This window comes from Gordonia sp. NPDC127522, assembly GCF_042672305.1.
GTDB classification, from domain to species: domain Bacteria; phylum Actinomycetota; class Actinomycetes; order Mycobacteriales; family Mycobacteriaceae; genus Gordonia; species Gordonia hongkongensis.
This window is the reverse complement of sequence record NZ_JBHXVK010000014.1, coordinates 114503-126159: the sequence shown is the minus strand read 5'-3', so window position 1 is coordinate 126159 and position 11657 is coordinate 114503. Positions and strand designations below refer to the sequence as shown.

The 11657-nt window shown below is 65.5% G+C and carries 12 protein-coding genes; 8 read left to right on the top strand and 4 right to left on the bottom strand.

The window, feature by feature from the left end; all coding sequences use genetic code 11:
- Nucleotides 1-334 precede the first annotated feature (334 nt).
- From aqpZ to ACFVHY_RS18900, 3 genes are all read right to left on the bottom strand, one after another.
- Complete coding sequence (gene aqpZ, locus ACFVHY_RS18910; protein ID WP_390274608.1) at nt 335-1114, bottom strand: aquaporin Z; 780 nt, start codon at nt 1112-1114, stop codon at nt 335-337.
- A gap of 160 nt (nt 1115-1274) precedes the next feature.
- Complete coding sequence (locus tag ACFVHY_RS18905) at nt 1275-2036, bottom strand: pirin family protein (RefSeq protein ID WP_390274606.1); 762 nt, start codon at nt 2034-2036, stop codon at nt 1275-1277.
- Nucleotides 2037-2122: 86 nt separating this feature from the next.
- Nucleotides 2123-2797, bottom strand: coding sequence for a DUF1345 domain-containing protein (locus tag ACFVHY_RS18900; RefSeq protein WP_165629943.1), 675 nt, complete (start codon nt 2795-2797; stop codon nt 2123-2125).
- Nucleotides 2798-2903: 106 nt separating this feature from the next.
- Here ACFVHY_RS18900 and ACFVHY_RS18895 point away from each other — a divergent pair, with 106 nt between their 5' ends.
- The 4 genes from ACFVHY_RS18895 to ACFVHY_RS18880 are packed head-to-tail and all read left to right on the top strand — an operon-like array spanning nt 2904 to nt 6771.
- A complete protein-coding gene (locus ACFVHY_RS18895) occupies nt 2904-3197 on the top strand; it encodes a hypothetical protein (RefSeq protein ID WP_078113201.1) in 294 nt (97 codons plus the stop codon).
- On the top strand, nt 3194-4018 hold the full coding sequence (locus ACFVHY_RS18890; RefSeq protein ID WP_390274603.1) for a hypothetical protein: 825 nt from the start codon (nt 3194-3196) through the stop codon (nt 4016-4018). Before ACFVHY_RS18895 ends, ACFVHY_RS18890 begins: the two co-directional genes overlap by 4 nt.
- 58 nt (nt 4019-4076) lie before the next feature.
- Nucleotides 4077-6023, top strand: coding sequence for a fumarate reductase/succinate dehydrogenase flavoprotein subunit (locus ACFVHY_RS18885; protein WP_390274600.1), 1947 nt, complete (start codon nt 4077-4079; stop codon nt 6021-6023).
- 1 nt (nt 6024) lies between these two features.
- Complete coding sequence (locus tag ACFVHY_RS18880; protein ID WP_065632377.1) at nt 6025-6771, top strand: succinate dehydrogenase/fumarate reductase iron-sulfur subunit; 747 nt, start codon at nt 6025-6027, stop codon at nt 6769-6771.
- A gap of 15 nt (nt 6772-6786) precedes the next feature.
- Here the strand turns inward: ACFVHY_RS18880 and ACFVHY_RS18875 are convergent, their stop codons facing one another.
- Entirely contained in the window at nt 6787-7581 is a 795-nt protein-coding gene (locus ACFVHY_RS18875) for an IclR family transcriptional regulator (protein ID WP_390274597.1), read from the bottom strand.
- Nucleotides 7582-7859: 278 nt separating this feature from the next.
- Between ACFVHY_RS18875 and ACFVHY_RS18870 the strand changes: the two genes are divergently transcribed.
- From ACFVHY_RS18870 to ACFVHY_RS18855, 4 genes are read left to right on the top strand one after another with little or no spacing between them, the layout of a single operon-like run.
- Nucleotides 7860-8342, top strand: coding sequence for a hypothetical protein (locus tag ACFVHY_RS18870; RefSeq protein ID WP_390274594.1), 483 nt, complete (start codon nt 7860-7862; stop codon nt 8340-8342).
- On the top strand, nt 8339-9886 hold the full coding sequence (locus ACFVHY_RS18865; protein ID WP_058251817.1) for an FGGY-family carbohydrate kinase: 1548 nt from the start codon (nt 8339-8341) through the stop codon (nt 9884-9886). Before ACFVHY_RS18870 ends, ACFVHY_RS18865 begins: the two co-directional genes overlap by 4 nt.
- A 38-nt stretch (nt 9887-9924) precedes the next feature.
- A complete protein-coding gene (locus ACFVHY_RS18860; protein ID WP_390274592.1) occupies nt 9925-10848 on the top strand; it encodes a phosphotriesterase in 924 nt (307 codons plus the stop codon).
- Nucleotides 10845-11546, top strand: coding sequence for an HAD family hydrolase (locus tag ACFVHY_RS18855; protein WP_390274590.1), 702 nt, complete (start codon nt 10845-10847; stop codon nt 11544-11546). The genes ACFVHY_RS18860 and ACFVHY_RS18855 overlap by 4 nt, the downstream gene beginning before the upstream one ends.
- The last annotated feature ends 111 nt before the right edge of the window (nt 11547-11657 follow it).

Genomic DNA, 11657 nt, shown 5'->3' with positions numbered 1-11657 from the left:
CAAAACGCTCGACTGGAGAAACCCAGCCGAACGTCTGCGTGATTTACTTGTGCCAGTCTAACCAACCGGTGTTGCGAGGACCCCTAGAATTCGCCCATCTCACCATGGCCCTTCGTGACGGCCTCCGCAAGCTCCGGCCTCCTCAGGGAGCAGTAGTTGGGCCCGCTCCGAGCACAACGAGTTCTTTCGTGGTCCTCCGTCGGCCGCGAGACCGCGTCCTACTCTGACTGATGAACCCCAACTCGACTGATGGACTTCGATCGAAGTCCATCAGTCGAGTTCGGGTTCACCAGTCGCACGGCATGTCCGTCCTCGATCCGGCCCATCGCCACGATCAGGCGTCGGCGGTCTCGGTCCGTGCCGGCTCGGCTGCTGCGCGCTTCCCGTTCTGGAACAGCAGCGGGTAGAGGAGACCGCCGATCAGTCCGCCGATCAGCGGCGCCAGCCAGAAGGCCCACAACTGACCGGGTGCGCCGTTGCCGTTGAAGAAGGCGACCGCCGTCGAACGCGCCGGGTTGACCGATGTGTTGCTGATCGGGATCGAGATCAGGTGGATGAGCGTGAGGCACAAGCCGATGGCGAGCGGGCCGAAGCCCGCGGGAGCGCGTCCGTCTGTCGCACCCAGGACCACGATGAGGAAGAACGCCGTCAGCAGGATCTCCGCGATGAGGACCGCGGTGAGCGAGTAGTTGCTGGGGGAGTGTTCGCCGAACCCGTTGGCGGCCATGTTGCCCTCGGCCTCGAACCCGGGTTGCCCCTTGGCGATGAGGAAGAGCATGAGTCCGGCCAACAGGCCCCCCACGACCTGCGCGACCCAGTAGGTGGGCAGCTCTTTCCAGGAGAGCCGGCCGCTGACGGCGGCACCCAGCGTGATCGCGGGATTGAAATGTGCTCCCGAGACGTGCCCGACCGCGTAGGCCATCGTCACCACGGTGAGGCCGAAAGCCAAAGAGACACCGAGGAATCCGATCCCGACCTGAAAGGTGTCCTGACCGTCCTCGGACTGGGCGATCTGCTTGGCGGCGTAGATCGCGCTACCGCATCCGCCGAAGACCAACCAGAATGTTCCGAAGAACTCAGCCGCGAGTCGTGCTGCGGGCGACGGGGAAGGCATGGACGTCCTTTCGCTCGGTGACCTGACCGTCGAGGCGCGCGAAGTGCCTCGCCCTTCGAATGGCTCACACAGTAGCCGGGCCGCCGGAAACCGGCAGCGTTATGGCAAATCGTGTGCAGGTCAGTGAAGAAGGAGTGACCACGGCCTGAACCGGTGCCGGTCAACGGCGAAACGTCGTGTGCATCTCCCAGAACAGGATCTCGGCCTCAGACCTCGCGGACACGGTGACCTCGCCCTGATCGGTGGTGCGCAGCGCGTCGCCCTCGACCAGGCGCGCGCCGTCCTCCAGGGTGACTCCACCGCGGGTCACGTAGAGATGTCCGTACGGTGCCGAGGGCAGCGTGATCGACTGCCCGGAACCGATCCGGGCCACGTGCAGTGCCGCGAAGGGGTTGCCGATCGAAATCGCATCGGTGCTCGCGTGTTCGGGCCTGCCGGAGACCACCGTGACCAGCCCGCCGGTCGCGAGATCGGCGCTGAAGTCGCGTTCGGCGTAGCCGGGTTCACCTCCGCTGTGCTCGGGCGCCACCCACATCTGCACAACGCGCAGGTCCCGGTTCTCGCTGCGCCGTGAAGCATTCGCCTCGGTGTGGGTGATCCCGCGGCCCGCGCTCATCCGCTGCGCGACGCCAGGCGTGATCACACCGGTGTTGCCGAACGAATCACGATGAGCGACAGCACCTTCGAGCACCCATGTGACGATTTCGGCGTCCCGGTGGAAGTGGGCGTCGAAACCTTCACCGGCATCGACGCGGTCGTCGTTGTGCACCAGCAGGACTCCGTGGGCGTTCGCCGCGAGATCGAAGTTGCCCGTGACGGGGAAGGACTGGCGGGAATCGAGCCACTCGCTCCGGAAGATGTGCCGCTCGGTACCCGGGATGACCTGCCGCGACGGCACGGTCCCGATGAATGGCTCGCTCATCGTCGACTCCGATCTGGTCCTCCGGACCCCGCCGGCACAACCGTCACGTCGCCGACCCTATTCCGGTGTGCGATCGGTGCAGGGCTTCAATCGAGAAGGTTGACCGCGTTGGCCACCACCAGGCTGAGGATGACGATCGACAACAGCGACTGCGACGCCATCGCCAGCTTCGCACGACGCGACAGCGGCATCACGTCGGTGGGGCTGAAGGCAGTCGCGTTGGTCAGGGCCAGATAGAGGTAGTCGAAGAACACAGGACGCCATCCCGGCGGTGCCAGTCGGGGCTCGAGGTGTTGCGGAAAGGCGAGGTCCGGGTATGCGGCCGGACGCAGGTGCCGGTTCACCGGACCGCCGCCGTCGAGCTCCCAGTAGAGGAATGCGAACGCGATGACGGTCTGCAGCCAGACGAGAGCCCCGGCGACCAGCAACTGGTTCGCCGCCGCGGTCTGCGGATCTCCGTGCAGCAGGTCCCACACGAGTCGTCCCGCTCCCCACGCCGCACCTGCGGCGATGGCGACGACCAGCCCCACGGAGAGGCTGCGGACCCACCGGCCGGGCCGGTCGATGCGACCGGGGTCGACCACGATCAGTGTCAGCAGGACCAGCCCCTCGATCGCGGGGAGCAGCCAAGCGGTACCGGCGGCGTAACGCGCGGGCAAGAGGAACGGGATCGCCATCGCGACCAGTACGAACGCCGATGCGGTCCAACGCTGCTCAGCTCGGGGCAGGTTCTGCGCGGGAACGTGGTCGTCGTCGTTCATCTGGCGGCCTCCGGTCGGGGGAGCCGACACGTTCCGCCAACATCGTTGACTCAGCGGGCCCGGCCGGTACTGTGTTCTTCATCACATAGGCAGGAAGGGATGTGCCATGATACCGACCGAGATGAAGGAGCTGCATCGGAGTATAGGTGCGCTACGGCATCACATGACCACGCTGCAGACGCAGTACGGCGATGTAGACGCGGTTCGGCGAATGTCCAACGATCTGGATCGGCTGGAGATCGACCTTCACGACTTCGAGCACGCGCCGCCACCGCTGCTGCAGACGAAAGTCGGGCGAGACCAGGTGATCTATGTGCCTGACTGCAAGTCGGACGAGTCGGCCTGGCTGGGTGCGCAGGACGAAGGGCTGGGCTTTCATTCGCGTGAGCGCACGAAGTGAGCGCCCCCGCGACTGAGCGGGACACAGTCGGGGTCTTCTCTCCGGGCCGCGCGCGAATCCTGGCCCGAACTCTCCGCCAGGACAGGTGGTGGCTGTCGCCGCTGCTGACAGTCGTGGGTCTCGCGGCCTTCGTCATCTACGCGACGATCCGGTCCTTCGTGCGCACCGCCTATTACGCCGCGGACTATCACTACCTCTCGCCGTTCTATTCACCGTGCCTCAGCGAGTCGTGCGTGCCCGGGGCGAGTCATTTCGGTACCCCCTTCCCCGAACTCCCGATGTTCATTCCGCTGGCATTCCTCTCGCTGCCGTTCCTGCTCGGGTTCCGACTGACCTGCTACTACTACCGCAAGGCCTATTACCGGTCGGTCTGGCTGTCGCCGCCTGCCTGCGCCGTCGCCGAACCCCACAGTCGGTACACCGGCGAGACGCGACTACCGCTCATCATCCAGAATTCGCACCGGTACTTCTTCTACGTGGCCGTGGTCATCTCGGTGATCAACACCTACGACGCGATCGTCGCCTTCCACGGTGAAGGCGGCGGTTTCGGCTTCGGGCTGGGCAACGTCATCCTCGTCGTGAACGTGCTCCTGCTGTGGACCTACACGGTGTCGTGCCACTCGTGTCGCCACGTGACCGGCGGCCGGCTCAAGCACTTCTCGAAACATCCGGTGCGGTACTGGGTCTGGAGTCAGGTGTCCAAGCTCAACACCCGGCATATGCAATTCGCCTGGATCACGCTCGGGACTTTGGTGCTCACCGACTTCTACATCATGCTGGTCGCCAGCAACACCATCTCGGACCTGAGGTTCGTGGGTTGACCGATTGACAACACAACGCCTGTGGTGCAGCCGTTCTCAACGTTGGGAGTCCCGCTAGATGACCGAGCCGGAACGCTACGAGTACGACGTCGTTGTCATCGGTGCGGGCGGTGCCGGGTTGCGGGCGGTCATCGAGGCCCGCGAGCGCGGCTACTCGGTGGCCGTGGTGTGCAAATCGCTGTTCGGCAAGGCCCACACGGTCATGGCCGAAGGCGGATGTGCCGCCTCGATGGGCAACGCCAACTCGAAAGACAACTGGCAGACGCACTTCCAGGACACGATGCGAGGTGGCAAGTTCCTGAACAACTGGCGCATGGCCGAGTTGCACGCCAAGGAGGCCCCGGATCGCGTCTGGGAACTCGAAACCTATGGCGCCCTGTTCGATCGAACCGCGGACGGGCGGATTTCGCAGCGCAACTTCGGCGGCCACACCTATCCTCGCCTCGCTCATGTCGGCGACCGCACCGGGCTGGAACTCATCCGGACGATGCAACAGAAGATCGTCTCGCTGCAGCAGGAGGACTACGCCGCCACCGGTGACTACGAGTCGCGCATCAAGGTGTTCGCCGAATGCACTATCACCGAACTGCTGAAGGACGGCGACGCGATCGCCGGTGCGTTCGGGTACTGGCGGGAGTCCGGCCGGTTCATCGTGTTCGAGGCGCCCGCGGTGGTCGTCGCCACCGGCGGCATCGGCAAGTCGTTCAAGGTGACGTCGAATTCGTGGGAATACACCGGCGACGGGCACGCTTTGGCACTGCGAGCCGGCGCGAGCCTGATCAACATGGAGTTCGTCCAGTTCCATCCGACCGGGATGGTGTGGCCGCCCAGCGTCAAGGGCATCCTCGTGACCGAGGGCGTTCGCGGCGACGGTGGAGTTCTCAAGAACACCGAGGGCAAGCGCTTCATGTTCGATTACATCCCACCGGTCTTCAAAGGTCAGTACGCCGAGACCGAAGAGGAAGCCGACGAATGGCTGGCGGACAACGACAGCGCCCGGCGAACACCGGACCTGCTGCCGCGGGATGAGGTCGCGCGGGCGATCAACGAGGAGGTCAAGGCCGGACGCGGCACCGAGCACGGCGGCGTCTACCTCGACATCGCGTCCCGCATGCCCGCCGAGGAGATCATGCGCAGGCTGCCGTCGATGCACCACCAGTTCAAGGAACTCGCCGACGTCGACATCACCGCCGAACCGATGGAGGTGGGGCCGACCTGTCACTACGTGATGGGCGGGATCGAGGTGGATCCGGACACGGCCGCGTCACGGGTTCCGGGCCTGTTCGCGGCCGGCGAGTGTTCCGGCGGGATGCACGGTTCGAACCGGCTCGGCGGCAACTCGTTGTCGGACCTGCTGGTCTTCGGACGGCGGGCCGGCCTCGGCGCGGCGGCGTACGTCGAATCGCTGACGACCCGTCCCGCGGTCTCCGCCGACGACATCGACCGGGCGGCGGCGTCCGTGCTGGCACCCTTCGATCCGCCGGCCGAGGGCAAACCGGAGAACCCCTACACGCTGCACACCGACCTCCAGCAGGCCATGAACGATCTGGTCGGGATCATCCGCAAAGAGGACGAGATGCAGGAAGCGATCGGCGTGCTCGTGGACCTGCGAAAGCGTCTGGGCGGCATGCAGGTCGAGGGACATCGTCAGTTCAATCCGGGCTGGCATCTCGCAGTCGACCTACGCAACATGCTGCTGGTCTGCGAGTGCGTCGCGAAGGCCGCACTCATGCGCACCGAGAGCCGCGGTGGTCACACCCGCGATGACCATCCGTCCATGGACTCGAACTGGCGCAATGCGCTGCTGGTGTGCACCGCGGACCTCGACGGGGACGACGCCGCGGTGCCGGAGGTCAGCGTCGTGCGCACTGAACAGACGCCGATGCGGCCGGACCTCCTGGAGCTGTTCGAGTTCCCCGAGATCGAGAAGTACTACACGGCGGCCGAGATAGCCGGTCATCCCGGCGCCGGTGGCGAGCGAGCCGAGGGGCATTCGGAGGACTGACATGGGATACGACGCGAAGTTCCGGATCTGGCGCGGCGACACCGACGCCGGCGGTCTCGAGGACTACACGGTGACCGTCAACGAGGGCGAGGTGGTGCTGGACATCATCCACCGCCTACAGGCGACGCAGGCTCCGGATCTCGCGGTGCGCTGGAACTGCAAGGCGGGCAAGTGCGGATCGTGTTCGGCGGAGGTGAACGGGCGTCCCAAACTGCTGTGCATGACCAGGATGTCGACGTTCACCGAGGACGAGGTCGTGACGGTGACCCCGATGCGCACGTTCCCGGTGATCCGCGACCTGGTCACCGATGTCTCGTTCAACTACGCCAAAGCCCGTGAAGTGCAATCGTTCACACCGCCACCGGGTCTGGCGCCGGGGGAGTACCGGATGAAGCAGGTCGACGTGCAGCGTTCGCAGGAGTTCCGCAAGTGCATCGAGTGCTTCCTGTGCCAGGACACCTGCCATGTCGTGCGCGATCACGAGGACAACAAACAGAACTTCTCCGGGCCGCGTTTCCTGATGCGCGTCGCCGAACTCGACATGCACCCCCTGGACGTGGCCGAACGCCGCGACTCGGCGCGCACCGAGCACGGACTGGGCCTCTGCAACATCACCAAGTGCTGTACCGACGTTTGTCCCGAGCAGATCAAGATCACCGACAACGCGTTGATCCCCATGAAGGAGCGAGTCGTCGACCGCACCTACGACCCGCTGGTGTGGTTGGGCAACAAGCTCTTCCGACGGTGACGGACACTGTCACGATCAGCCGGCGTACCCCAGGCGGCGCGAAACGGTGAGCGCACCCTCCATGAGGGCGGCGGCAATCTCGTCCTGACGCTCGTCCGACATGTCCGCGGAAAGTCCGCCGATACTCAACGCCGCGACCACATTTCCTTTTCGGTCGCGGATGCAGGCACCCAGGGCGGCGACACCGGGCGTCACGTCCCCGACGCTGATCGAGTAGCCCCGCCGGCGGGTCTCGTCGAGCCGGTCGCGCAGTTCCTCCTCGGTGATCTCGTCACCGGCCGGCGTGAACATCGGACCTGAGTCCAGCACCTGGGGTAGGGCGGTGTCCTCGAGTTCGGCCAGCATCGCGACGGGTGCCCCGCCCAGGTACAGCGGCAGCGACCGGCCGACGGTCAGGACCATCACCCGGATCGGCTGGCTGCTCTCGATCATGTCGAGGCACACGGCACGGGCACCATCCGGGACGAGGAGGTACACGTGCTCGTCGAACCGCGCCGCCAGTTCCGACATCACATGGCTGGCCTCGGTTCGTAGGTCGAAGCTGCCCAGGACCGCCGATGCGAGTTCGAAGACGCGGAGGGTGAGTCGGTAATCCGCGGATCGGGTTCGTTCGATCCAGCCAGCGACTTCCAGGGTGCTGAGGATTCGATACATCGTCGTTCGGCTGTACCCGCACTTCTTCATCAGATCCGCCAGCGACAGCTCGGCACGGTCACCTTTGAAGGCCTCGAGGACATCGACCGCCTTGATGATGGACGCGATGTGATTCTTCGGGTCGATCTCGGCCGACCGGTCGCGCTGTGTTGTCATGCTGATCTCCTCGCGAATGATTATGTGGGACTGATCAATTCGGTTCTCGTGGTGGCGGGTATCGCATCTGGGCTCCTGGTCGGAACGACTCTTCCGAGCCATGAGACACATGTGGACCATGATGTGATGGTTGACACAAATACTTAGCCGTGCAATCGTTCCGTATGGCGCACACGCTATCCGGATTCCGGACACCGAGTCAAGGCTCGGAGGTCCTCGTAAACGACACGGATTCTCCCGACGCTCTGGTGATCTTGGCCGCCGGCCAGCCTGCTCGTGTGGTGGTGCGGGGTTCGAACGGATCGGTCGAGACCCTGGCGAGTCCCGGCTGGGACCTGCTGGACTCCTTCGTGGAGCGGTTCGCGCCCGACGTGGCCGCCGACCTGACGACCCGGTTCGCCGAGACGGTGGCCGAGTGGGAGGCGACCCCGACCCGCGTCACCTACGCGGCTGTCGACGGCCGCGACGTCCTGGTCGGCCTGTCGTATCAGACCTCGCCCGAGGAGGTGCTCGGTGCAGTCTGGCGCGGCCTGTGTACATCGTTGGTTCGTATCCTGGCCGGTGCTGGTCGCGAACTGCAGATTCGGATCGAGTCGGACCATCCCGGGGCGCAGGTACTGGCCCACCGCCTGCAAGCCTCCGGGGTGCGAGTGATCGAAGCTGCGGGGGAACAGGTTCGACACACGGCAACTGATCAGCTGCTCGAAGTCGACCGCCTCGCGCTCCGCGTGGCGGCTGTCGCCGCAGGGGTGTCCCGATGAGTCGCTCAGTCGTGATCGGTGTCGACAAGGGGACGAGTTCGCTGAAGTCGATTGCCGTCGACCTGGCCACGGGCGAGCTCGTCGCCGAATGCGGTGCGCGCACGCCCAGTTTCTACCCGACCGCTGGGCGTCACGAGGAGGACCCGGAGAAGACCTGGGCGACAGTGGCTTCCACGATCAGGGCCGTGGTCGGAGAACTCGAACCGTCGACCTCGATCGTGGCGATCGGCGTCACCGGGCACATGGGCGGTCTCTGGGCCCTGGGTGCCGACGGCGAACCCGTGGGCCGTGCGATCTGCTGGCCCGATGCCCGCGCCGCGGGCATCCTCGACGAAGCCGGTGACCGAGGGCATCTCGACGCGCTCTTCGCGATCAGCGGGAACGCGTTGATCCCGGGAACCCCATACCCGCTGCTGGCCTGGATGAAGCGCGCCGAACCGGACCGTTACCACGCCATCCGCCACTTCTTCATGGCCAAGGACTACGTGAACTATCGGCTCACCGGCGTGGTGGCCACCGAAGAGTCCGATCTCTCGTTCGCGCCCTGCGACTTCCGTGGCCGGCGCAAGTCCGAGGAGTTCTTCACCGCCTTCGGCATCGAAGAGATGTCGACCCGCTTGCCGACGGTCGGGGTCAGCGACGGGCTTCTCGGCACCGTGTCCGCCGAAGCGTCCGCCGAGACCGGTCTCCCGGTCGGGACACCGGTGTGTGCCGGCACCGGCGACGCGACGGCGAACATGATCGGAATCGGTGCGGCGCACGACGGTCAGGCCGTCACGACCATCGGCACGAGCCTGATGAACGGCACGTCCACCGATCACCCGCTGCTCGAACCGGCAGGAGTCGGGTTTGGCTTCCTCATGCCCGAGAACCGCTGGCAGCGCCAGATCACCAATTCCGGGGGCGGGACGCTGTGCCTGGACTGGGTGATCAACACGTTCTGTCCGGCCGAGGTCGATCGCATCACCCGCGGTGCGACGACCCTCGGGGACGTGGTGCGGGACTTCGCCCGTACCGCCGAACCGGGGTGCCGTGGACTGGTGTTCCACCCATACCTCAACACAGCCGGCGCCACGGCCCCGTTCCTGGATGTGAATGCGCGCGGCAGCTTCGTCGATCTGCGCGGCGACACCACACCCGCCGAACTGGTGCGGGCGGTCATGGAGGGCACCGCGTTGTCGGTGCGCGACTGTTATGCGGCGATGCCGGTGCAGATCAACGAAATCCGGCTGACCGGCGGCGGAGCTCGCAGCGTCGAGTGGAGCCAGATCATTGCAGACGTCCTGCAGAAAACGATCGTGGCTCCCGATGTCCCGGAGTCCGGCGCGCTCGGAGCGGCCATGCTCGCGGCCGTGGCCACCGGGCAGTATCCCGACCTCGACAGCGTGACCACCTGTCTGGTCCGGCCCGGACGAGTGCATGAGCCCGATCCGTCGACCGCTGCCCTGTACGACGACGCGTTCGCGGTCTATCGTGCCGTTCTCGAGCCGTTGCGCGAGGTGTGGGCCGCCACTGCCGACATCGACCAACTGTCCCCGGCCTGACCGGCCTTCACCCTTCTCGACCCCGAAACGGAGAACTCGTGCCCGTCATCAGAACCGTGCTCGGCGACATCGCCCCGGAGAATCTCGGAGTGACCCTGTGCCATGAGCACCTCTTCACGAACCCGCCCAAGTGGGCGCAGGACCAGGACCCCGACATGGTCCTCGATCGCGTCGACGCGGCCATCGCCGAGGTCGCGGACTTCGATGGGTTGGGCGGCGGCGCGCTCATCGAGATGACAACCGCCGATTACGGGCGCAATGCAACCGGACTGCTGGCGGTCGCCCAAGCCTCGAACGTGCACATCGTCAGCGCGAGTGGCTATCAGAAGGGGATCTACTATCCGGACTCGGTTGCCACGGAATCGATCGACGAGATCGCCGCGCGGTTCGTTGCCGATGTCACCGCCGGGATCGACAACACCTCGGCACCGGCCGGCGTGATCAAGTTCGGCACCTGCCGGACGGACGAGATCCGTGACGACGAGCGCAAGGTCCAGCAGGCAGTCGCCAGAGCGCATCTCATGACCGGTGCACCGATCTCCACGCACTGTCAGGCCGGCACGCTCGGCGACCTACAGGCGAACGGCTTCGCCGATCTGGGCGTCGATCCGGACCACGTCCTCATCGGGCACCTGGATCGAAACCTCGACTTCGGCTACCTACGCGAGGTCGCGCGGACCGGGGTCTGGCTGGGTTTCGATCACTGGACCAAGCCGAAATACCCATCGGACGAGCTACGGGTCGACTATGTGCGACGCCTTTTCGACGAGGGTTACACCAAGATCATGGTCTCCGGTGATCTCGGCCGACCCTCCTATCAGCCCCACCACGGAGGTGGGCCGGGATTCGCCGGTCTGCTCAAGCAGATTCGCGATCGCCTGCCCGCCGATATCGCGGAGCGGGTGTTCGTGGACAATCCGCGCGAGTTCTTCGCCTTCACCCCCCGGGAGGGGCAGGCATGAGTTCCCAGACAAGCATCGCAGAGACCGATTCCGCCCGCGCGGACACCGGTGTTCCCATTACAACGAACGGGGTGCTGTTCGATCTCGACGGCACCCTCATCGACTCCAGGTTCGCGATCGTCGAGGCCTATCGGGCGACATTCGAGAACGAGCTCGACCGGCCGCTGCCCGGGGAACTGGAGGACCCGAGCGTACTGATGGCGCCACGGCCGCCCGAGATCTTCGCCCGGTGGTCGGACGGGGATCCGGTCGATCTGGAAAGCGCCTATGGGGCGCACTACATCTCGAGTGCGTATCAACGGGTGGCGGCCTACCCGGGACTGCACGAGACACTGGCCGCGCTCGCCGACCGCGACATCACCGTCGGCATCGTCACGAACAAGCGACTGAGTCGGGTGCAGAAGGATTTCGAGTACCTCGACATCGATATCGACCTCTTCGCAACCATCGTCACCGCCGACGACACCCGAGAACGCAAGCCACATCCAGCCCCCGTCCTGCTCGGACTGGAGCGGACCGGGCTGGACCCGGCCCATACCTGGTACATCGGTGACGGCCCTCAGGACATACGTTCCGGGGCCGCCGCGGGCACCCGCACGATGGGTGCCGCCTACGGATATTACGGACACGACACACTCGCCGATCACGAACCCGACCATCTCCTCGACAGACTGGGCGACCTGCTGAAGCACCTCTAGTTCACCGCTCCCGGTTCCGGCGCCACGTGGCGCTGGACCGTCCCTGAAACGCTGGATCGCAACACTTCTCGATTCAGTGACCTGTTGACACGCCCGCCGTCGGTACTGCGG

Bases quoted from the DNA above. Each gene is read 5' to 3' on its own strand.
- aqpZ (WP_390274608.1), bottom strand. From the start codon at position 1,114: ATGCCTTCCCCGTCGCCCGCAGCACGACTCGCGGCTGAGTTCTTCGGA.
- ACFVHY_RS18905 (WP_390274606.1), bottom strand. From the start codon at position 2,036: ATGAGCGAGCCATTCATCGGGACCGTGCCGTCGCGGCAGGTCATCCCG.
- ACFVHY_RS18900 (WP_165629943.1), bottom strand. From the start codon at position 2,797: ATGAACGACGACGACCACGTTCCCGCGCAGAACCTGCCCCGAGCTGAG.
- ACFVHY_RS18895 (WP_078113201.1), top strand. From the start codon at position 2,904: ATGATACCGACCGAGATGAAGGAGCTGCATCGGAGTATAGGTGCGCTA.
- ACFVHY_RS18885 (WP_390274600.1), top strand. From the start codon at position 4,077: ATGACCGAGCCGGAACGCTACGAGTACGACGTCGTTGTCATCGGTGCG.
- ACFVHY_RS18880 (WP_065632377.1), top strand. From the start codon at position 6,025: ATGGGATACGACGCGAAGTTCCGGATCTGGCGCGGCGACACCGACGCC.
- ACFVHY_RS18875 (WP_390274597.1), bottom strand. From the start codon at position 7,581: ATGACAACACAGCGCGACCGGTCGGCCGAGATCGACCCGAAGAATCAC.
- ACFVHY_RS18865 (WP_058251817.1), top strand. From the start codon at position 8,339: ATGAGTCGCTCAGTCGTGATCGGTGTCGACAAGGGGACGAGTTCGCTG.
- ACFVHY_RS18855 (WP_390274590.1), top strand. From the start codon at position 10,845: ATGAGTTCCCAGACAAGCATCGCAGAGACCGATTCCGCCCGCGCGGAC.